Here is a 19,307-nt window from a genome sequence, read left to right as displayed (position 1 = left end):
GCCGGCTATGCGATTGCCGTCATCACGTTCCAACCAGCGCCCACCCTTACCCCTGGCTGATAGCCTCCATGTTCTGTTCCCGGGTAGAGCCAGAAGTCGCCGGAGAAATCTCGCGCCAGAATGTCCGGAATGTCGTCGCCATCGAAGTCCCCCGGAGTCACGATGCTGGTCATCGCATTCCAGCCGGTACCGACTTGCCGCCGAGGTACCCAACGGTTGGACAGATCGCGCTCGTACAGCCACAAGGTTCCGGCGCTGTCGCGTGCAAGCACATCAGTACCGGGGTTCGCATTTCTCCCAGGTCCCATGATTGCCGTCATGTCATTCCAACCGGAACCGACCTTCGTACGCGATAACCACCCGCCCATGCCATTGCCCGGATAGAGCCACAGGTCGCCCGCGCCGTCGCGGGCCAAAATGTCCGAGTGCCCGTCATAATCAAAATCTCCCGGTGCGAACACTGCGGTCATGGCATTCCAGCCCACGCCAATCTTGCTGGGTGACCACCAATACGACTGTCCATCCCCTGGATACAGCCAAAGGTCGCCAGAGTTGTCCCGCGCCAGGACATCCGGCTTCAAGTCTCCATTGAAGTCACCGGGAGTAACAACCAAGTTCATGCCATTCCAGCCAGAGCCGGCTCGAGTCCGCGTAAGCCAACCCTTGTTGGCGTTGCCCGGATAGAGCCACAGTGCACCTCCCGAATCACGGGCCAGGATATCTGTGGCGAAATCGGAGTTGTAATCCTTGCGGACGTTGTCGAGGCGGGGCGCATTGACCACCACGATGTGTCCTCCGCCAGTTGTTAGCCCGTAGCCCTTGCTACCATCCGGGGACATCGTGAAACTGCTGACCATTCTGGGCATGGGGGTGCTGGCCAGGACCTGAAGCGAAGGTAATGCAAGGACTACAGCTTTGCTGCCCAGCACGTAGAGCCTCTTACCGTCCGGGCTCGTTTGTACAACAGGACGGCCGGGAGTGCCTTGACCCGGGTCTACAGTGCTAATGGCTCTCGCTGTATTCTTCGCAAGGTCAATCTCAGATACGGAGTAATCGCCTGGGACGTTTTCTCCGTTCACAATGCGCCCCGGATATTGATCCACGAAGTATGCCCGTGAACCGTCTCGGGTGAATACAGGGGCGTTCACAGGCGAATTGGTCGGAATATTGGCAAGAACCGTGTCCATTGAGATCCCCACGACTGCGATCCCACCAGCAGGCTTGGGGTAAAAGATTTTTGCACCATCGGCAGAGATGGAGCCACGACCCAGCCCACCCTCGATGGGAATCGTCTTGACCACTTTGTTGGTTGCCGCGCTAATGACAGTCACGGTGTTGTCAGCGTAATTCGACACGTAAATCTTGTCCCCGGAAGGCGCGACCAGGACGTCGTTGGCACCGGCCCCAACGGGAACAACGGCCTTCACAGCTTTTGCTGCGAGGTCGATAACGCTCACCACCCCGTTTCTTAGTGGCGAATCATAGGGCCTCCCAGACAACGCATAAAGGACAGCGCCGTTTGCTGAGATGGCGACCTTCTGGGCCTCTTCAGCCAGAGGAATTCTGGCTGTGACCGTGTGCCGCACGGTGTCCACCACAGCGACGTCAGCCGTCTCGTAGCTTGTAGGCAGGTACGCGGTGGATCCGCTTGGCGACATCGCGAGGTCGAAGGCGTTCATCACCTCAACGCTGCCGGACACCATGTCTGCCGGAGCGTAGATATCTGCAAAGTATTGACTGCCATAGACGAAGGCCCTGGATCCGTCACGACTGAACTTCAAAATGCTTGCGTCTACTGCAAGGGTGTCTGGAGAATCCATCGAAGCCATAGGGACTTCCAGCGCTCTTATCCCCGAGGGACTTTGACCCGCGGTTTTCAGCGATGTCGAAAGGGAAACTGATGAGTTGGCAGTGGGCTGAATGGGATGCGCGTTAGCAACCCCACCGCCCACCAACAGCTGCACTGCTGCAGCCGTCAGCGCAGTGGGCACACGAACGATGCGCGGCAAGAAAACCATGAATCCCCCAGTACGAGGCGCCACCGGAATGATTCGGGCGCAGAAGATCAAAGGTTATCCGCCGTCGCAGACAAATACCAGAGGCGTCCACGCAGCGTTGGACTTTGCCGGAATAGCAACAGGCGTTGCCTTTTCCTCGCGGCCCACGGCACGCTTGGCGTATGACTGAAAAGACGCACGACGGCGGCACCCACCAGCACGGGCACCAGCATGAAGGAGCGCAGCAGGGCGGCCTGAACCTCCATAAGGACGCGGACAACGCCGTGGACATGTGGGACGGGATGTACCGGGAGCGCACCAAAATCTGGAGCGGGAACCCGAACCCGCAACTGGTTGCCGAGGTCACTGGGCTGAAACCGGGGAAGGCATTGGATCTGGGCTCAGGGGAAGGCGGAGACGCTATCTGGTTGGCCCAGCAGGGCTGGACCGTCACCGCGTTGGACGTGTCCGCCGTCGCGCTTGAACGGGCAGCAGCCCATGCAGCGGAAACCGACCATGCGGACAAGATCACCTGGCAGCAGCAGGACCTTGCCGAGTGGACGCCGGAGCCGGTGTTTGATTTGGTCTCGGCCCAGTTCCTGCACTCTCCTTTGTTGCCGTGGCAGGACTCGGCGGCGAAAGCCGCTGCCGCAGTGGCCCCCGGTGGAACCCTATTGATCGTGGGGCATCATCCGCACGGCCTCCCATCATGGAGCCACCACCACGAATCCCACATGTTCTTCACGCCAGAACAGTTGGCCAGTGAACTGCAGTTGGCTGGCGAGTTGGAGCTGGCCGACGGGCTTAACGGGGACCGCGAGCCGTGGTCGGTTGAAGTCCTGACGGACCGCGAGCGCACGGTCGCCGGCCCCAACGGTGAGTCCGGCACCACCTTGGATACGGTCCTCAAGGCCAGGAAGCCCGCCTAGACACCGTCCGGCAGTAGCTCTCCGTAAGGCGGCACCACATTGCCGGTGGCAGTCGAGTCCGGGTTCAGCATCCACCCGACGCGCTTGGCTGTGTTGAGCATGACCACGCTTTCCACCAGTTCTATGCCTGGAATCCGCTGCTGGATGGTGAGCTCCATTTCCATGACGTCTGCCAAAGAACGCAGCCACATGATCATGGTGAAGTTGGTGCGCCCTGTGGTGGACGCGGAGAACCTGATGTTCCGGATGGCCCTGAGCTCCGTGGCGGCGGCCTGGTGCTCCCCTGCGGGCACATTCGCGAACCACTGAACGGTGATGGGGAATCCCGAGAACTGCTGGGCAATCTCGCAGCGGAAGGACAGCATCCGGCTGGCGAGCACCCGACCGAGTTGTCGTTGAACCGTTGCCGGATTCCGGCCCAGGGCGCGGGCGATCTCCGCCGCCGTGGCCCTGCCATCGCGGGCCAGGAACGGGATAAGCGCCAGGTGGCTTTCCGGCAGCGGGACCACCACGGCATCCGGCGCGGACGGGTTGGCCGATTCGGGTCCCGCGAGCGCCCGGAGTGCCTGCTGTTCAGCCTTGGTGAGCACATTGAGCCGCCACGCGTATCCGCTGGTGTGGATCCGCGTGCAGAGGGCCGTGTGGTACTTGGTGAGGCCCCGGATTTCCTTGAGCCTGGGCAGCAGCTGGGTGCTGAACTGCTTCAGGTCCTGGGTGATGACCGTCAGTGTGAGGTCTCGGTTGCTGGCGGCTTCCTCCACCGTAATGACCTCGGGTATGCGGGCAACGGCGGATGTGACGTGGGGCCTAAGGTGCATTTCGCAGTCAATGTCCACCATGGCGAGGCACATGTCTTTGGGATCGCCCATCAGGTGGGCCGTTGTCCAGGCCGCGCCAGCCGCCCGCAGGCGTTCCCAACGGGAGGCCAGGGTGGTGGCGTGAACGCCCAGGACTTCCCCGGCATCCGACCAACTGATCCGGGGTGAAATCTGCAGTGCGTTGACCAGTCGCAGATCTTCTTCGCTGAGCTCCATGAGTCGATTCTCCCACTGCCCTGCATGAATCCTGCACTTTTACACTCGAACATGAATATTTACAGATGTTTCACGCCATGTGAACCACATCACCTCAGAATGGCATAAGGAACCCATCCCCGAGCACCACAGGAGCACTTATGACCATCGCGGCAGATGCCAAGGAACTGCGGGACGACATCGTCCGTCTCCGCCACGACCTGCACCGCGAACCCGAGATCGGCCTGCAGCTACCCCGCACGCAGGAAAAGGTACTCAAGGCATTGGACGGACTGCCGTACGAGATCACCCTTGGCAAGGAAACGACGTCGGTCACCGCAGTCCTGCGCGGCGGTGCGGCTCACGCTTCGGCCGAGAAGCCCGTGGTGCTGCTGCGGGCCGACATGGACGGACTTCCAGTCCAGGAAACCACCGGCGTGGACTACACCTCCCGTGTGGATGGCGCCATGCACGCTTGTGGTCACGACCTCCACACGTCCATGCTGGCCGGTGCGGCCACCCTCCTTGCAGAGCGTCGCGATCAGTTGGCCGGCGATGTGATCCTCATGTTCCAGCCCGGCGAGGAAGGATTCGACGGAGCGAGTTACATGATCAAGGAAGGTGTGCTGGATGCTGCCGGGCGTCGCGCTGACACCGCCTACGGAATGCACGTGTTCTCTTCCCTGGAACCGCACGGTCAGTTCGTCACCAAGCCCGGCGTCATGCTCAGCTCCTCGGACGGACTCGTTGTCACCGTCTTGGGCGCGGGCGGCCATGGCTCGGCTCCTTACTCGGCCAAGGACCCCGTCACCGCCGCTGCCGAGATGGTCACCGCACTCCAGGTCATGGTCACGCGCCAGTTCAACATGTTCGATCCCGTAGTCCTGACCGTCGGTGTCCTGCACGCAGGAACCAAGCGCAACGTCATCCCCGAGACCGCCCGCATCGAGGCCACCATCAGGACCTTCTCCGAAGAGTCCCGCCGCAAGATGATGGAAGCAGTACCCAGGCTTCTGCACGGCATCGCGGCCGCCCACGGTTTGGAGGCGGACGTGCACTACCAAGAGGAATACCCCCTCACCATCAACGACGACGACGAAACCACCACCGCGGAGAAAGTCATCGCCGGAATGTTCGGCGAATCCCGGCACACCCGCATGGCAACTCCCCTGAGCGGTTCCGAGGACTTCTCCCGCGTCCTGGCCGAAGTCCCCGGCACCTTTGTGGGACTCAGTGCCGTTGCCCCCGGCGCCGACCACACGACGTCGCCGTTCAACCACTCGCCGTACGCAATGTTCGACGACGGCGTCCTCACCGACGGCGCCGCGCTGTATGCCGAACTTGCCGTGTCCCGCATCGCTGCCCTCGCCGGCAACTAACTCCCCTTCCCCAGACCCTCCCCACTTTGGAGAACCACATGACCGCCACCGTAGGAACGTCCCCCGACGTCAAGGTCCACAAGTCGCACATGCGAACGCTGGTTGGTACCGGCATCGGCAACGCCGTTGAATGGTACGACTGGGCCATCTACGCCACGTTCTCGCCATTCATCGCCAGCGCCCTGTTCAGCCAAGCAGACCCCACGTCAGCTGTGCTGTCCACCCTGGCGATCTTCGCCGTCGGGTTCGTTGCCCGTCCGTTCGGCGGCTTCGTGTTCGGCTGGATCGGCGACCGGATCGGCCGCAAGACTTCCATGACTGTGGCAGTCGCTTTGGGTGCGGTGGGCAGCCTGCTCATCGGTATTGCGCCAACATTTGCTGCCGTCGGCGCCTTCGCCTCGGTAATGCTTCTGGTGGCCCGTCTCATCCAGGGCCTGGCGCACGGTGGTGAGCTGCCGTCGTCGCAAACGTATCTCTCCGAGATGGCACCCAAGGAACACCGCGGCTTCTGGGCGACCCTCATCTACACCTCCGGCACTGCCGGCATCCTGGCCGGTACTTTGCTGGGTGCCATCCTCACGGGCGTCCTGAGCAAGGACGAAATGAACGCCTGGGGCTGGCGCATCCCGTTCCTGATCGGCGGCGCGCTGGGTATCTACGCCCTGTTCATGCGGGCCAAGATGAAGGAAACCGAGGCGTTCGAGTCTGAGGCGCCCAACGAGAAGCGGCTCCCGATCCTGCCGCAGATCATCAAGTACCGCAAGCAGGCGCTGCAGGTTATCGGCCTCACGGTTGGCCTGACCGTTGTGTACTACATCTGGGGTGTGGTGGCGCCGAGCTACGCGGCAACCTCGTTGAAGATGGACCGGGGCGCCGCGCTCTGGGCAGGCGTGATCGCCAACGTGGTGTTCATCGCGGCCCTGCCGTTCTGGGGCAAGCTGTCCGACCGCATCGGCCGCCGGCCCGTGATCATCGCATCAGCCGCGGGCGCCGCATTGCTGCACTTCCCCATGACCTGGCTGCTCAAGGACTCCCCGTGGCAGCTCGCCGTGTCCATGTCCGTGATGCTGTTCTTCATCGCCGGCAGCGCAGCAATCGTTCCGGCCGTGTACGCCGAGCTGTTCCCCACTCACATCCGCACCATCGGCGTCGGTGTTCCGTACTCCATCTGCGTCGCAGTCTTTGGTGGCACGGCTCCGTACCTGCAGACCTGGCTGGGCAGCATCGGGCAGGGCTACCTGTTCAACGTCTATGCCGTGATCCTGCTGCTGGTGGGCATCGCGTTCGCCTTCTCCATCCCGGAGACCAAGGGCAAGGACCTGACCGTCTAGCTGCCGTTGTTGCGAGGCCCGCTCTGCGCTCTTCCCGGGGGTTTTGGGACGCAGAGTGGGCCTCACAACGTTAAACGAAGCGGTCGCGGCCGGCCCGGTATCCGAAGAAGGCCGCGAGCGAACCGACCACCAGGAACAGGATTCCGGCCGCTGCGAATCCGCCGGTTGCCTGGTGCAGTTGGCCCACCAGCAGAGTGCCCGCCGATCCCACTCCATACCCGACGCCCTGCATCATCCCGGACAGGTGCGCGGCAGTGTGGGCGTCGCGCGTGCGGACCATGATCATGGTCAGCGCAACCGCGGTGAGCGAACCCTGGCCCAGCCCATTGAGCCCGGTCCAGATCCAGATGAGCTCCGTGGGGCCAAAGATGGTCAGCGCAAACCCGCAGCCTGTCATCAGGGCCACCACCATATTGATGACACGCTGGTCCTTAAACCGCGTAGCCAGTGCCGGGGCAAACAGTGAGCCGAGCATCTGAAGCACAATCGACACCGAGACGATCAGCCCGGCCGTACCGCCGTCGATCCCGCGGTCGCGCAGGATGGGCGCCATCCATGCGAAAACGCTGAACGACATCATGGCTTGCAGCACCATGAACAGGGTGACCTGCCAAGCCACGGCCGACCGCCACACGTTCACCCCGCCGTGGATGGCCTGGTGTTTTACGGAGGGCTGGCGGATTGCCAGCGGCAGGAACAGCAAAAGTACGACGGCGGCCGGCACCGCCCAGAACCACAGAGCCGAGGTCCAGTGGCCGGTTGCCGTAAAGACCGGATACGTGAAGCCCGCGCCAAGGGCAGCCGAAGCGCAGATCGCCGTCGTGTAGAGGCCGCCCATCAGGCCAAGCCGGCGCGGGAAGTCCCTTTTAACGACGCCCGGCAGGAGCACGTTGCACAAGGCGATGGCGGCTCCGCAGGCCGCGGTACCTGCCAGGAGTGTGGGAAGGTGACCCATCCCCGGGATGTCCAAGGGCCGCAACAGCAAACCTGCCGTCAGCACTGCCATGGCCCCGAGAAGCACCCGTTCCGCGCCGAACCTGCGGGCCAGGATGGGGGCAAGGGGTGCAAAGACGCCCAGCAACGTCACCGGGACGGTGGTGAGGACCACCAGCGACCAGCCCGGCAGGCCGGCGTCGGACGTTATTTCGGGCAGCACCGCTGAGAAGCTCGAGAACACGGTACGGAGATTGAGGCCGATCAGGACCAGGCAGATACCCAGATAGACCAATCCCCGCTTGCCGCGGAGTTGCGTAGGGTCCGCGGCCGGCTCGTCGTCGATCTCGGCGTCCACCGCGATCTCAGGGAGGACTGACTTCTCTGGGTAGCCGGGAGTCTTGGAGGAGGTCACACGTCCTATTCTGTCAGCAGGGCCAGATGAGGGCCCGCTGGGCTGGATGTGACCGGATGTCAGGGGATGATTTCCTGTCCGCGCCAGTTGCTGCCGTCACGAGTGAACTGCCAGCGGATGTGAGGATCGCCTGAGAGGTCTAGCCAATCCAAGTCCGTCATGTCGATTCTGATCCAGGCAAAACGCTCCATGGCCGTCGCATCGTTACCCGGGCCATCCAGTGGCTGATCCGTGCGAGGAGAGCCCGGAACAAGCGCTGAGGCATAAAGGTGCCGACTGCTCGGGCTGAACCGCTCCCAGGCCCGGCGTCGCTCGCTCTCATCGGTGACCACCTCAGCGTTACCCAAGATGCGCAGCTGAACCCCGCGGTCGTCGTCGTACAGGGTCAGTGCCACAAGCGGCTGGTGGCCCAATTCCGCAACCTTGCGGGACAGGACGTTGGTGGCAACCATGACCTGTCCGGCTGTTCGGTCAACAGCCCTGATGATGACCGCACGGACCCGTGGTCCTCCGTCCGTCCCCGTAGTACCCATGAAACCGAGCGTAAATGGGGTGCGCCCCTCCGTGGCCGCCACCAAGGAACCGAGGGCCAGCTCCAACGTCTCCGCGCTTGTGCTCATTTCCGGAGGCAATCAGGAGACACAACCCGCGTGGTGCTGGCTGGATTGGTGATCAAAGCGGCCGCGGGACGGATGGGGCGCAGCTGGAGGTTCCCGCCGCAGTTCGGGCAGGACCTGTTGGGGAAGCCAGCAACACAGTCCGCACACCACGTGCACTCAAAAGTGCAGATGTAAGCCGCGCCGGAGGGCAGGATGTCACGGTCGCAGCATTCACAATTCGGACGGATCTCAAGCATCAGGCAACTCTACCCACAGGGGCACAACTCCCCGGCACGGCCGCGGACCGGCGCTGATCGTCTGATCCGGAACGCAGAGAATCCTCGCATCCGAACCCAAGTATTCTGGAGGTGATGAGTGAAAACCCAGATACCCCGCGACCCGTCACCCCCGGCACCCAGGCCTCCTTCGGAACCTACGGTGGCCGCCCGGTCAGCTTCGTGCGCCGCGGCACCCGTTTGCAGGGGCGCAGGCAGGCAGCCTGGGAAGAGCACGCCGAGCGCTGGGCCATCCAGGTTCCCCGCCACGTGGCCAACACCTCCGTGCACCCGGACTACACGTTCGACGCCGAGGCTGTGTTCGGGCGGAAGGCTCCCCTGATCGTGGAGATTGGCTCTGGATTGGGTGACGCTGTGGTTCATGCCGCGGAGCAGAACCCGGACAAGGACTTTCTGGCGGTCGAGGTCTACACGCCGGGGCTGGCCAACACCATCATCAAGATCAACAGCCGCGGCCTGACCAACGTGCGCGTGGTGGAAGCCAACGCTCCCGAGGTCCTTGAGTCCATGCTTCCTGCCGGGTCCGTCAGCGAGCTCTGGGTGTTCTTCCCGGATCCGTGGCACAAGGCCCGGCACCACAAGCGCCGCCTCATCCAGCCGGCCTTCGCTTCGGTGGCTGCCAAGGCCTTGGAAAAGGGCGGCTACTGGCGCATCGCGACGGACTGGTCCAATTACGCCGTCCACGTCCGCGAAGTCCTGGCAGATTCCACAGAATTCGAGAACATGCACGATGGCGAGCGCAGTGGCGAGGAGAGCCCGCTGACGCAAGTGTGGCAATCCGGCGTCGAATCCGTTGTGGGAGGTGCGCCGGTCAGGGAAGGCCGCGCACCGGTCAGCACCGAGCACACTGGTCCGAACGAAGGCGTGGATCAGGAAGGTGGTTGGGCTCCCCGCTTCGAGGGCCGCATCCGGACGAGCTTCGAGAACAAAGCCCACGAGGCCGGCCGCATGATCTTCGACCTCACGTACCGCAAGATCTAGCCACGGAATTTGGGGGAATCATGAGCTATCAGCCACCGATCGAGTACTACCAACAGCCCCGACAAACTGGTAACCGCGGTTTGGGTGCCGGCATCACGAGCATCGTTGCCGCTGTCCTTTCACCCATCGCGGCCGTTGTCAGCATTCCCCTGGGCATCGCGGCCGTTGCTTCGGCCATGAGCCGTTACAACCAGGGCAACGACGCGTGGTGGGTAGGTGCGCTGGTGCTGGCGGGAGTCGCAGTGGTGCTCGCCATCCTCGCTGTGGTGGCTGGGCTGATCGCTGTGTTTCGCGCCGGGCGCATGAACGCGGGGCGCATCACAGGCATCATCGGACTGTCCATTATGGCGGTCAACATCTTTGGCATCGTGTTTATGGTGTTCCTGGTTCTCGGCTCTGGCCAGGGGTTCTAAATGCCGCAGGTCCGCGCCGAGCGACTCATTCGACTGGATCCGGAAACGGCCTTCGCACTCTCCCAGACCACAGGAGAGTTCCGGCTTAGATGGGACCCGTTCATCTCTGCGCAGGGCTTCCTGGGTGGCGCGCAGGCGGCCGGTAAAGGTGTCCGGACCAGGACTGTCTCACGCATGGGCCTGAAAATGGTCAGCGAGTACGTCTCCTACACGCCGCCCAAGAACGTTGGCATGACCATGGTTTCCGGGCCGTGGTACTTCGAGAACTTCGGCGGTGGCTGGCGGTTCACCCCGGACGACGGCGGCACCCGGGCAGTCTGGAAGTACACCTTTTCCTGCCGCCCGGCCCTGCTGAAGCCGGTGGCTGAGAGGATCGGGAGCTGGCTGCTCGGCCGTGAAATTGAGCGACGCATCGAGGCGTTCGCCCGGGCCTGCGAGGATCCGGCACTCGTGGCAGAACTCCGCTCGCAAGGCGAAGGCGTGCCCGGCACCGGAGTCACAGAGCACTAAGCCCGCTACGGCACCGAAATTGAGGCCACCGTCTTCTCGGCCTCATCGCGAAGCTCGACACCAGCTATGCCAGCCAACTGCACCGGCGTGGCACCGGTGATCTTGATCCGTCCGCTGGGGGTGGCCGTCCACCCACAGGTCCGTTCCTCGGCGCCGTCCCGGCCCTTTACCCACAGGTAAAGGGTGCCTTCAAGCGGCATGGAGCGTCCCTCCACCTCAAGTTCGGTACCCCAGGTTTTCTTCACCATGCCCACGGTCAGCTGCAAACCGGTGTCCGACTGCACTGAGTAGCTCGCATCGGGTTTGGGTGGCTGGTTCAACAGCGGCCCGGCCAAAAATCCAACCGCTAGGCAAGCAGCGGCAACCGCACCCACCAAAGCCGCCCACCGGCGTCGTGATTTCCGCCTGCGGGCCGACAAATCAACCAGGACTTGCTCGGGAGGGCCAGGAATCGGTTCCAAGGGGGTGAGCGCGTTGGCTGCACCGGTCACGGTGAGGGCTACGGCGTCAGCTGCGGGGACGGCGTCCAGCAAGGCCGGGAGGCTCTCGAGTTCCTCGAGTTCCAGGCGACATTCTGCACAACCGGCGAGGTGGTCCCTGAAGGCACGCTCCTCCTGGGGGTCCAGCCCGCCCAACAGGTACGCGCCCAGCAATTGGTGGACGGAGTTGCCGTTCATCGTTCCACCCCCATTTCATCAAGGATTGTTCGGAGGGCTTTCACGGCGTAGAAAGCCCGGGATTTCACGGTTCCCGCCGGGATGTTCAGCTGCAGTGCTGCCTCGGTGACGGTGAACCGCTGGTAGTGCAGGGCCACCAGGACCTCGCGGTGTTCGTGACTGAGCCGGAGCAAGGCTTCCTCCATGAGGACCCGGTTCAGGAGTTCGTCAACGCGTTCGGTGGCCGCGTGGTCCGGAAGCTCGTGCTCTCCGGACTCAAGCGGGCGCCGCTGCGCCTTCCTGTAGTTGTCGATGATGACATTCCGGGCCGTCCGGAAGAGGTAGCTGCGCAAGCTTCCCGTGATCTGGGGAGCGTGCTGCCACACCTTCAGGATGGTCTCCTGCACGACATCGTCCGCTTGGTGGGAATCCGGGGTGCAGCTCAGTACGAAGCGCTTGAGGGCTGTGCCATGGTCGCGGTAGATCGCAGCCACCACGTCCTCGTCCAACGGCATAGCCACCTCCCTCATTCCGCGCTGGCTTTCGCTTATACGACGACGCGTGCAAGGAAAAGGTTCAGCCTTATGAACCATTCTTCCCCCACCGGCGTCGTAGGGGTTAGCGCCGGTCCATCCCGGCCGGCTCGTCAAAGGAGCTAGACATGAAGAAACGATTCAGTTTTGGATTCGGTGCGTTGGTCCTGACGGCCGCGTTGGCGGGGTGTGGCGGAAGTCCGGGCACCACCACTACGTCCACTCCGGCTGCTTCCTCCGCGGCACCCTCTTCCGCTTCAGCCACGGCCTCCAGCCCCGCGGCCGCGGGCGCTGACATGACACTTGCTTCCTCCAGCGCCGGCCAGATCGTGGTGGACAGCAAAGGCATGAGCCTCTACTTCTTCACCAAGGACGTGAAGGACTTGGGCACCAGCGCCTGCACCGCGGCCTGCCTGGACGCCTGGCCTATCTTTACGACGACGTCGGACGCGCCCACGGTTGAAGGCGTCACCGGAACAGTGGGAACCATCGCGTCACCTGACGGGAAGAAGCACGTCACGCTCAACGGCATGCCCCTCTATTACTACGCCAAGGACAAGGCCCCGGGCGACGTCACAGGCCAAGGCGTGGGCGGTGTTTGGTACTTGGTCAGCCCGGCCGGGGAGATGATCAAGTAGGTTCGCATCCGGGGCTCCTGACGGGCTCCGCCGAGGTCGCGGGAAGCCTGCCAGGTCGCCGCAAGTTTCCCCGCGGCCACGCAGGCTTCCCGCGAACTCGCGATCCAACCCATCACCTGAATGCCCGCAGGATGCGTTCCTTGAAAGCGCGTTGGTGGAATAGGTCCTTCCACTCGACCCGAATGAACCGCCAGCCTTCCTCCACGAGAGCCTTCTCCCGCCGTCGTTCTTGAAAGATAACCTCGTCCGTTGGTTTGAAGTCGAAGTATTTGGTGCGTCCGTCGAACTCCAAGGCCAGCTTTTCCTCTTCCCAGGCGAAATCCATCCGATGACGACCCAGCCTGGACTGGACCTCAAACTGTGGCTGTGGGGGTTTGATATGCAGCCTCTGGATGAGTTCGCGCGTCAGGGTCTCCCCGGCAGACTCGGACCTCGGATCCGCATTGTCCAAGGCCTTTCGCAAGGTGCGGACACCTCGTTTCCCGGAAGAGACTGCTGCCAAGTCGCTGAGCGCGCTGATGTTGGCTCCCAATCGCAATCCGTGGTCCATGATCACCAGCGCTTTCGGATAATTAAGCATCCTGGCGCAGTCGAACATGGTGCGATCCAGCGTGGTGGCCCGCAGTCCTTCAACTTCAACCACATCGTCCTCACTGAAGTGTTCAGTGTGCCCACGAACATCCTTGCCCCAGCGGTCAGAGGATGGCTTGGCCCGGTCAAGGATATGAACCCTGTCATCCACGCCCCACAGGAAGAGACCGTGAAGCCGGGCCGCGGACAAGTGGCTGTAGACGAAACCACCTGTGGACGTTGTCAGGGTCCCGTGGGCATGCGCCACAATCCGCGCTTTGGCTTGCTTCCCGGGCCCAAGGGTGTTCCACATGCTGGCCCGGATGTAACAGCCATACCGCAACCGATGCAGCTCACCGACGCCCACTAACGCCTTGATTCCCCGACTGTTCAGACCGAACCGGAGTAATTCGTCGGTTCTCCAGAGGTACTCTTGCGCCGGAAGCAAGCGGGCTGCCCGGAGCATTGTTTCGCTTGATGTTGGATCCATCCGTTCAGCATTGCAACGGCCGGAGAGGTGCAGGAGGGCCGAATCGGCCTATGTGGAGAAGCACCGCGCCCATACCGCGGGAACGCTGCGAGTACGCCGAAGTTTTGCGCACGCATTGGCAGGCTTCCCACGAAGTCGGGGACAACCGGAGCGGCCCGGCTACGATCGAGGTATGGGCGAGACTTCTGACTCCAAGGCCGCCAAGACGTGGCAAACCATGGTGGACAGCAACCAGGCGTTGCTTCTGCGCAAGTCCGGCCACGACGTCCACTGGTGGGCTGAAGCGGGCCGCGCCCAGGGCCTGAAGAACGACGCCGAACTCCGGGACTGGATGCGCGACGGACACGGCATCACGGGCTACGCGCAATACGCGGTCTCGTGGGAGATGTTCGGTTACCCCGATTTCATGCTCCGTGACGCCGATGAACTCATCGATGGCCAGTACGCCAAGCACCCCGCGCTCCGCCCCGTCGCTGACGCTCTGCTGGCTTGGTCCGCGGAGACCGACGGCGTCGAGATCCAGATGCGCAAGGGGTATGTGTCGCTTCACAGCCCTCGGAGGAAGTTCGCCCAAGTCACCCGGACGAACAACACCACCGTTGATGTCGCCCTGCGTTTGGACGCTCCGGCCGGAGGAAGACTGGAAGCCGTGAAGGTACGCGAGGGAGACTTCTTCGACCGCCGGGTGCGGCTGAAATCAATCGACGACGTCGACGACCAGTTACTCGGGTACCTCGCCGAGGCGCTGGACCAGAACCGCTAGACTTGCAGGCTACTCAGTGGGGAGAGAAAAATGCCGGAACAGCAAAAGAGCACTACGAAGAATCCGCCAAGCCTGCGGTTCCTTGCCATCCAAGAAGTGGCATGGGCTCTGGGAGTAGTGGCCATGATTCTTTACGCGTTCGGCCACGGTACGGATTGGGTGTGGATTGGCCTGCTGGCATTGTGGCAAGCATCAATCATTTGGGGCTTCATCAAGTTCCGGCAGGCCAGAGCAAGCTAGCGCGCCCAGGCCAGAGCAAGCTAGCGCGCCGAAATCGCCGGAAACGTGCCGAGGTCGCGGGAACACCACGGCGAATTCGCAGCGTTCCCGCGGTCTCGGCGTGCGGCACCGGGCTTAGGCGTCGGCGAATTCCTCGGACTCTTCGAACTCAACCGCCGCGATGATTTCCTTGGTCTCCGGGTGGATCATGAAGGCCTCGTCGTCGTCTTCGATCATGAGGTAGTCGCCGTGGTCGGTGGAGAAGTGCCAGGCGAGGGTCTTCACGCCGTCGTGCTCGTAGTTGGGATCGCCCATGGTGATCTTCTGCAGGGCGTAGCCGGCCACATCGCAGAGTTCGCGGATGATGACCTCGAACTCGGGTGCGTTGGCGAGGGCTTCTTCTTCGGCTTCGGCTTGGCGCTCGGAGAGGTCCGGAATCTGCGCGACGCGCTCAGCGATGTGCGCTTCGATGTCCTCATCGGAGAGAACAAGCAGCCCTGCCTGATCGCGAAGGTAAGCGGCGTTGAGGTCAATGATGTCCTCCTCTTCCAGGAGGGCCTCGAACTCGCCGTCCAACTCGTCCAGGACAACAACGGCAGCAAGGGGCGCCTCGGACTCGTCCAACTCGCCGTCGAGGTAGGCCTCGGCTTCGTCGTCGCTCAACGCGTCAAAGGCAGCTGCGGTGCGGTTGAACAGATCAAGGTGGCGGACGGCGCCCATTCCCTGAAGCCCTGCCCGCACAAAAGCGTCCACTTCTTCACGCTCCGGTGCGGTGAAAACGTACTGGGCAAAGCCGCCAGCCAACGCCTGAGTCAGGTAGAAATCCACAAAGTAACTGTTGAGGGCAGCGGGTGCGATTTCGTCACTGTTGAGGAGCTCTTGGTACATCTGGTTCACCACGTTGACATTGGAATCCACCACATCCGCGTTGCCGGCTTCGAAGCTGGTCTTGTTCAGGACAACGGGGTACTCGTTGGTAGTCATGGGAAATCCTCACTGCTGAAAGCTGATGGTGCTCCGGACACTTTCAACGTACGCGTGGGAGCGACGCAGCAATCGAGGTAGAGGTTAACGGAGGGCGAAGTTTGGGAGCCGTTTTCTGCTGACTAAGATTGAGCAGATAACCTCCTGCCGAAAGTAGCCCGACGCATGCCGTCCCACACAGACGAAACCTGGGAACTGGCCATTCAGACTCCAGCCATTAACGACCGCTCCTTGGCGGCCGGATTGGCCTATGCCATGGGCAGCCGCGTGAGCGGGATTTCCTTCGATTCGGCTACCGGCCTCCTGATGGGCAAGGTCCGCGGAACAGGTCCGCAGCCGTATTCGACGTCGGCAAAACTTGTTCGCAAGTCCAGCGGGTGGAGCTGCACGGTAGGCATTTGCAGCTGCCCGGTCCGCAAAGACTGCAAGCACGTCGCCGCGCTGCTCTTCACCGCCGAAGACCACCCCACTATCCGGGCACAGCTCCTGTCGCAGGCTCCGGGAATCCAAACCTCGCGCCTCGGCTCCATGGAGCAGGGCGGCTCAGCCAGGCCGGCTTGGGAACAAGCCCTCAACAGGCTGATCGCGAAGCCCGGCACAGCGCCCACCAGTGCCGGCATCCCGCTCGCGCTTCAATTTGAGGTGGAAGAGCCCGCTGCCCACTTCTCCTACACAGGCCGGCGCGATCCTATGCGCAGTGTCCGCCAGCTCAAAGCGCGCCCGGTCATGATGGGCGCCAAGGGCAAATGGATCCGCGGCGATGTCTCCTGGAACAACCTCAGCTACGTCAGCTTCCGGCGCGAATTCAACGAGGTCCACGTCGAATGGCTTCAAACTTTCCTGGCGGCACATGGCTCCAGCAACGGACGACAACAACCGTCCGGCGCCATGTGGCTGAGCCTCAACGACTTCGCAGCCAAGAACCTCTGGACCCTGCTTTCCGACGCCACCAAAGCGGGTATTCCGCTCATCCATTCGGCTGGGAGTGAGCCGGTCCACGTAGAGACCCAACCCGCCGTCGTCGGACTGAGTTTGGCGCGGCTGGACGCGAACGGAACCGAAGACACAACGCCCGACGGCGGCCTGCAGCTTGCGCCGTCAGTCACCGTGGGCGGGGAGCCGGTTGATGCCGGAACTGTGGGTTTCCTGGGCAAACCCGCCAACGGAATTTTCTTCACGCATTCGGGGGAAACCCTGCCCGGCGTGCCGCAACAGAAGAACCTGATCACTCTTGCGCCGATCGAGGGCGGTGTCAGCGATGAGCTCCTGGAGTTCGTCATGGACGGCCAAACGCTTCAGATTCCTGCGGAGGACGAGAGCCGCTTTCTGACGTCGTTCTACCCCAAGCTGCGGCAGTCCACGCCCGTTCAAGCGGCCGATAAGTCCGTGGAGTTGCCCACGTTGGCAGTCCCCACGCTGTCCTTGTTGGCCAATTACGGCAACGACCACAAGGTCCGTCTGCACTGGGAATGGCACTACAAATCCGGCACCCTGGTCACAGCCCAGCCCCTGTGGCGGCACCCCGATGACCGCGGCTACCGCGACGACGCCGAGGAAGCCCGGATCCTGGAGTCGCTGGGGAGGCCGTGGGACGTGGTGCCCGCGCTCGCCGAATCGGCCACCGGCGGCTGGGGTGCGCCCCGGATAGCTGCCACCGCCGAACTCGGCGGCCTGGACACCCTCGCGTTCACCGAAGAGGTGCTTCCGGCACTCAGGGAACTGCCCGACGTCGTGGTGGAAACCTCCGGTGACATCGCCGATTACCGCGAGGCCGCCGAAGCTCCCGTAGTGTCCATCTCCACGAAGGAAACGGCCAGCGGCGACTGGTTCGATCTGGGCATCGTGATCACTCTTGAGGGCGAGCCCGTGTCCTTCGCCGCTGTGTTCTCCGCTCTCGCCGCCGGAATGAGCCGCATGCTGCTGCCCAGCGGCGCCTACTTCTCGCTGGATCTTCCCGAACTTCATCAGCTGCGGGCGCTGATCGACGAAGCGCGGTCCCTGCAGGACAACCCGGACAACAAGGACGGCACCCTGCAGATCAGCCGCTTCCAGGCCGGGCTCTGGGACGAGCTGGCGCAGCTGGGGATCGTTGACGAACAGGCCGCAGCGTGGCGCGAGGCCGTGGGCGGACTGCTCGACGACGGCGTGACCGGACTGCCGCTTCCGGCCAGCCTTAACGCTGAGCTGCGTCCGTACCAGCTGGAGGGTTTCAATTGGCTCAGCTTCCTGTACAAGCACAGCCTTGGAGGCGTGCTGGCTGACGACATGGGCTTGGGTAAGACCGTCCAGGCCATTGCGCTGATGTGTGCGGCCAAGGACCTGGCAGCGGAGACTGCCGCTGCCGCACAGGGTGCCTCGGCGGATGTGGCGCCCCGGGCTCCTTTCCTGGTGGTTGCTCCCACCAGCGTGGTGAGCAACTGGGCTTTGGAAGCTCAGCGCTTCGCTCCGGGCCTGGTGGTGCGGACCGTCGGTGAAACCTTCGCCAAGAGCGGCCTGTCGCCGGTGGACGCGTTGGCGGGTGCCGACGTCGTTATTACCTCCTATGCCCTGTTCCGCATTGACTACGATTCCTACGCCTCCTTCCAATGGGCCGGGCTGATGCTGGACGAGGCGCAGTTCGTGAAGAACCACCAGTCCAAGGCGTACCAGTGCGCGCGAAAGCTGCCGGCGCGATTCAAGCTCGCCATTACGGGCACGCCGCTGGAGAACAACCTCATGGAGTTCTGGGCACTCACGTCGATCGTGGCACCCGGGCTGTTCCCGAGCCCCAAACGGTTCGCCGAGAACTACCAAAAGCCTGTTGAGAAGAATGGTGACTCGGCGCAGCTGGGCAAGCTCCGGCGTCGTGTGCGTCCTCTCATGATGCGCCGCACCAAAGAGCAGGTCATCAAGGACCTGCCACCCAAGCAGGAGCAGATCCTGGAAGTGGTGCTGAACCCGCGGCACCAGAAGGTTTACCAGACGCACCTGCAGCGCGAACGGCAGAAAATCCTGGGCCTGATCGACGACGTGAACAAGAACCGGTTCACGATCTTCCAGTCGTTGACCTTGCTGCGCCAGCTGAGTTTGGATGCGTCGCTGGTGGATTCGTCGCTGTCAGGAGTTCGTTCCTCCAAGCTGGACGTGTTGTTCGAACAACTGGAAGACCTGATCTCCGAGGGTCACCGCGCCCTGATCTTCAGCCAGTTCACCGGCTTCCTGGGCAAGGTCCGGGAGCGCCTGGATGCCGAGGGCGTGGAGTACTGCTACCTCGATGGCAGCACCCGGAACCGCGGCGATGTAGTCAGCGAATTCAAGAACGGTGCTGCACCCGTGTTCCTGATTTCGCTGAAGGCCGGTGGGTTTGGGCTCAACCTGACCGAGGCAGATTACGTGTTCCTGCTGGATCCCTGGTGGAACCCGGCGTCCGAAGCCCAAGCCGTGGACCGCACGCACCGCATTGGGCAGGCCCGGAACGTGATGGTCTACCGACTGGTGGCCAAGGACACCATCGAAGAGAAGGTCATGGCGTTGAAGGCCAAGAAGTCCCAGTTGTTCGCAGATGTGATGGAAGGCGACGCGTTGGCCGGTGGTTCGTTGACGGCGGATGACCTGGCGGCGCTGTTCGCGGAGTAGGCGGCCCGACACAACGTCTGGCCTCTGGCGCGCCGCCGTCGCC

Annotated in this window: 19 protein-coding genes; 10 read left to right on the top strand and 9 right to left on the bottom strand. The window is 62.8% G+C overall.

Annotation, left to right across the window (positions count from 1 at the left end; translation table 11 throughout):
* Positions 1–5 precede the first annotated feature (5 nt).
* Complete coding sequence (locus BMY91_RS14595; protein ID WP_177179924.1) at positions 6–1,829, bottom strand: FG-GAP-like repeat-containing protein; 1,824 nt, start codon at positions 1,827–1,829, stop codon at positions 6–8.
* A 350-nt stretch (positions 1,830–2,179) separates the two neighbouring features.
* On the opposite strand from BMY91_RS14595, the gene BMY91_RS14590 reads away from it, so the two are divergent.
* Entirely contained in the window at positions 2,180–2,926 is a 747-nt protein-coding gene (locus tag BMY91_RS14590; protein ID WP_090823122.1) for an SAM-dependent methyltransferase, read from the top strand.
* Here BMY91_RS14590 and BMY91_RS14585 read toward each other — a convergent pair.
* Complete coding sequence (locus BMY91_RS14585; RefSeq protein ID WP_090823120.1) at positions 2,923–3,960, bottom strand: Lrp/AsnC family transcriptional regulator; 1,038 nt, start codon at positions 3,958–3,960, stop codon at positions 2,923–2,925. The two genes, BMY91_RS14590 and BMY91_RS14585, sit on opposite strands and share 4 nt — an antisense overlap.
* A gap of 140 nt (positions 3,961–4,100) precedes the next feature.
* Here BMY91_RS14585 and BMY91_RS14580 point away from each other — a divergent pair, with 140 nt between their 5' ends.
* The gene (locus tag BMY91_RS14580; RefSeq protein WP_090823118.1) at positions 4,101–5,318 is read left to right on the top strand and encodes a M20 metallopeptidase family protein; all 1,218 of its coding nucleotides are present in this window, start codon (positions 4,101–4,103) and stop codon (positions 5,316–5,318) included.
* A 38-nt stretch (positions 5,319–5,356) separates the two neighbouring features.
* On the top strand, positions 5,357–6,649 hold the full coding sequence (locus BMY91_RS14575) for an MFS transporter (RefSeq protein WP_090823117.1): 1,293 nt from the start codon (positions 5,357–5,359) through the stop codon (positions 6,647–6,649).
* A 70-nt stretch (positions 6,650–6,719) separates the two neighbouring features.
* Here BMY91_RS14575 and BMY91_RS14570 read toward each other — a convergent pair whose 3' ends face one another.
* The 3 genes from BMY91_RS14570 to BMY91_RS14560 are packed head-to-tail and all read right to left on the bottom strand — an operon-like array spanning position 6,720 to position 8,853.
* The gene (locus tag BMY91_RS14570) at positions 6,720–7,997 is read right to left on the bottom strand and encodes a CynX/NimT family MFS transporter (RefSeq protein WP_090823115.1); all 1,278 of its coding nucleotides are present in this window, start codon (positions 7,995–7,997) and stop codon (positions 6,720–6,722) included.
* 59 nt (positions 7,998–8,056) lie between these two features.
* Positions 8,057–8,617, bottom strand: coding sequence for a pyridoxamine 5'-phosphate oxidase family protein (locus BMY91_RS14565; protein WP_090823113.1), 561 nt, complete (start codon positions 8,615–8,617; stop codon positions 8,057–8,059).
* Positions 8,614–8,853 carry a DUF1272 domain-containing protein gene (locus BMY91_RS14560; RefSeq protein ID WP_090823111.1) on the bottom strand — a complete coding sequence of 80 codons (240 nt, stop codon included), beginning with the start codon at positions 8,851–8,853 and terminating at the stop codon, positions 8,614–8,616. Before BMY91_RS14560 ends, BMY91_RS14565 begins: the two co-directional genes overlap by 4 nt.
* 114 nt (positions 8,854–8,967) lie before the next feature.
* On the opposite strand from BMY91_RS14560, the gene trmB reads away from it, so the two are divergent.
* Genes trmB through BMY91_RS14545 form a run of 3 tightly spaced genes read left to right on the top strand, consistent with a single transcriptional unit; the run spans position 8,968 to position 10,796 of the window.
* Positions 8,968–9,873, top strand: coding sequence for a tRNA (guanosine(46)-N7)-methyltransferase TrmB (gene trmB / locus BMY91_RS14555; protein ID WP_090823109.1), 906 nt, complete (start codon positions 8,968–8,970; stop codon positions 9,871–9,873).
* A gap of 20 nt (positions 9,874–9,893) precedes the next feature.
* The gene (locus BMY91_RS14550) at positions 9,894–10,286 is read left to right on the top strand and encodes a hypothetical protein (protein WP_090823107.1); all 393 of its coding nucleotides are present in this window, start codon (positions 9,894–9,896) and stop codon (positions 10,284–10,286) included.
* The gene (locus tag BMY91_RS14545; RefSeq protein ID WP_090823105.1) at positions 10,287–10,796 is read left to right on the top strand and encodes a type II toxin-antitoxin system RatA family toxin; all 510 of its coding nucleotides are present in this window, start codon (positions 10,287–10,289) and stop codon (positions 10,794–10,796) included.
* 5 nt (positions 10,797–10,801) lie between these two features.
* Here BMY91_RS14545 and BMY91_RS14540 read toward each other — a convergent pair whose 3' ends face one another.
* Both BMY91_RS14540 and BMY91_RS14535 read right to left on the bottom strand, forming a co-directional pair.
* Positions 10,802–11,473, bottom strand: coding sequence for a zf-HC2 domain-containing protein (locus BMY91_RS14540; protein WP_090823103.1), 672 nt, complete (start codon positions 11,471–11,473; stop codon positions 10,802–10,804).
* Complete coding sequence (locus BMY91_RS14535; protein ID WP_090823101.1) at positions 11,470–11,967, bottom strand: sigma-70 family RNA polymerase sigma factor; 498 nt, start codon at positions 11,965–11,967, stop codon at positions 11,470–11,472. The genes BMY91_RS14540 and BMY91_RS14535 overlap by 4 nt, the downstream gene beginning before the upstream one ends.
* Before the next feature lie 146 nt (positions 11,968–12,113).
* On the opposite strand from BMY91_RS14535, the gene BMY91_RS14530 reads away from it, so the two are divergent.
* Entirely contained in the window at positions 12,114–12,623 is a 510-nt protein-coding gene (locus BMY91_RS14530) for a COG4315 family predicted lipoprotein (RefSeq protein ID WP_090823100.1), read from the top strand.
* Positions 12,624–12,735: 112 nt separating this feature from the next.
* Here the strand turns inward: BMY91_RS14530 and BMY91_RS14525 are convergent, their stop codons facing one another.
* Positions 12,736–13,683, bottom strand: a complete 948-nt coding sequence (locus BMY91_RS14525) for a type IV toxin-antitoxin system AbiEi family antitoxin domain-containing protein (protein ID WP_090823098.1) — start codon at positions 13,681–13,683, stop codon at positions 12,736–12,738.
* Between the two features lie 172 nt (positions 13,684–13,855).
* On the opposite strand from BMY91_RS14525, the gene BMY91_RS14520 reads away from it, so the two are divergent.
* Positions 13,856–14,446: a DUF5655 domain-containing protein gene (locus BMY91_RS14520; RefSeq protein ID WP_256212753.1), complete on the top strand. Its 591-nt coding sequence runs from the start codon at positions 13,856–13,858 to the stop codon at positions 14,444–14,446.
* Between the two features lie 30 nt (positions 14,447–14,476).
* Positions 14,477–14,686: a hypothetical protein gene (locus tag BMY91_RS14515; protein ID WP_090823096.1), complete on the top strand. Its 210-nt coding sequence runs from the start codon at positions 14,477–14,479 to the stop codon at positions 14,684–14,686.
* A 114-nt stretch (positions 14,687–14,800) separates the two neighbouring features.
* Here the strand turns inward: BMY91_RS14515 and BMY91_RS14510 are convergent, their stop codons facing one another.
* On the bottom strand, positions 14,801–15,649 hold the full coding sequence (locus BMY91_RS14510; RefSeq protein ID WP_090823095.1) for a DMP19 family protein: 849 nt from the start codon (positions 15,647–15,649) through the stop codon (positions 14,801–14,803).
* Between the two features lie 165 nt (positions 15,650–15,814).
* Between BMY91_RS14510 and BMY91_RS14505 the strand changes: the two genes are divergently transcribed.
* On the top strand, positions 15,815–19,264 hold the full coding sequence (locus BMY91_RS14505; protein WP_090823092.1) for a DEAD/DEAH box helicase: 3,450 nt from the start codon (positions 15,815–15,817) through the stop codon (positions 19,262–19,264).
* Positions 19,265–19,307: the final 43 nt, after the last annotated feature.

Origin of the sequence: Arthrobacter sp. yr096, assembly GCF_900108925.1 — a bacterium.
Classification (GTDB): domain Bacteria; phylum Actinomycetota; class Actinomycetes; order Actinomycetales; family Micrococcaceae; genus Arthrobacter.
Note: the sequence above shows the minus strand (reverse complement) of the source record. Positions and strands in the feature narration are given on the sequence as shown.

Coding starts and splice junctions, on each gene's coding strand:
- BMY91_RS14595 (WP_177179924.1), bottom strand. CDS start 1,829: ATGGCTTCGATGGATTCTCCAGACACCCTTGCAGTAGACGCAAGCATT.
- BMY91_RS14590 (WP_090823122.1), top strand. CDS start 2,180: ATGACTGAAAAGACGCACGACGGCGGCACCCACCAGCACGGGCACCAG.
- BMY91_RS14585 (WP_090823120.1), bottom strand. CDS start 3,960: ATGGAGCTCAGCGAAGAAGATCTGCGACTGGTCAACGCACTGCAGATT.
- BMY91_RS14580 (WP_090823118.1), top strand. CDS start 4,101: ATGACCATCGCGGCAGATGCCAAGGAACTGCGGGACGACATCGTCCGT.
- BMY91_RS14575 (WP_090823117.1), top strand. CDS start 5,357: ATGACCGCCACCGTAGGAACGTCCCCCGACGTCAAGGTCCACAAGTCG.
- BMY91_RS14565 (WP_090823113.1), bottom strand. CDS start 8,617: ATGAGCACAAGCGCGGAGACGTTGGAGCTGGCCCTCGGTTCCTTGGTG.
- BMY91_RS14560 (WP_090823111.1), bottom strand. CDS start 8,853: ATGCTTGAGATCCGTCCGAATTGTGAATGCTGCGACCGTGACATCCTG.
- trmB (WP_090823109.1), top strand. CDS start 8,968: ATGAGTGAAAACCCAGATACCCCGCGACCCGTCACCCCCGGCACCCAG.
- BMY91_RS14550 (WP_090823107.1), top strand. CDS start 9,894: ATGAGCTATCAGCCACCGATCGAGTACTACCAACAGCCCCGACAAACT.
- BMY91_RS14545 (WP_090823105.1), top strand. CDS start 10,287: ATGCCGCAGGTCCGCGCCGAGCGACTCATTCGACTGGATCCGGAAACG.
- BMY91_RS14540 (WP_090823103.1), bottom strand. CDS start 11,473: ATGAACGGCAACTCCGTCCACCAATTGCTGGGCGCGTACCTGTTGGGC.
- BMY91_RS14535 (WP_090823101.1), bottom strand. CDS start 11,967: ATGCCGTTGGACGAGGACGTGGTGGCTGCGATCTACCGCGACCATGGC.
- BMY91_RS14530 (WP_090823100.1), top strand. CDS start 12,114: ATGAAGAAACGATTCAGTTTTGGATTCGGTGCGTTGGTCCTGACGGCC.
- BMY91_RS14525 (WP_090823098.1), bottom strand. CDS start 13,683: ATGGATCCAACATCAAGCGAAACAATGCTCCGGGCAGCCCGCTTGCTT.
- BMY91_RS14520 (WP_256212753.1), top strand. CDS start 13,856: ATGGGCGAGACTTCTGACTCCAAGGCCGCCAAGACGTGGCAAACCATG.
- BMY91_RS14515 (WP_090823096.1), top strand. CDS start 14,477: ATGCCGGAACAGCAAAAGAGCACTACGAAGAATCCGCCAAGCCTGCGG.
- BMY91_RS14510 (WP_090823095.1), bottom strand. CDS start 15,649: ATGACTACCAACGAGTACCCCGTTGTCCTGAACAAGACCAGCTTCGAA.
- BMY91_RS14505 (WP_090823092.1), top strand. CDS start 15,815: ATGCCGTCCCACACAGACGAAACCTGGGAACTGGCCATTCAGACTCCA.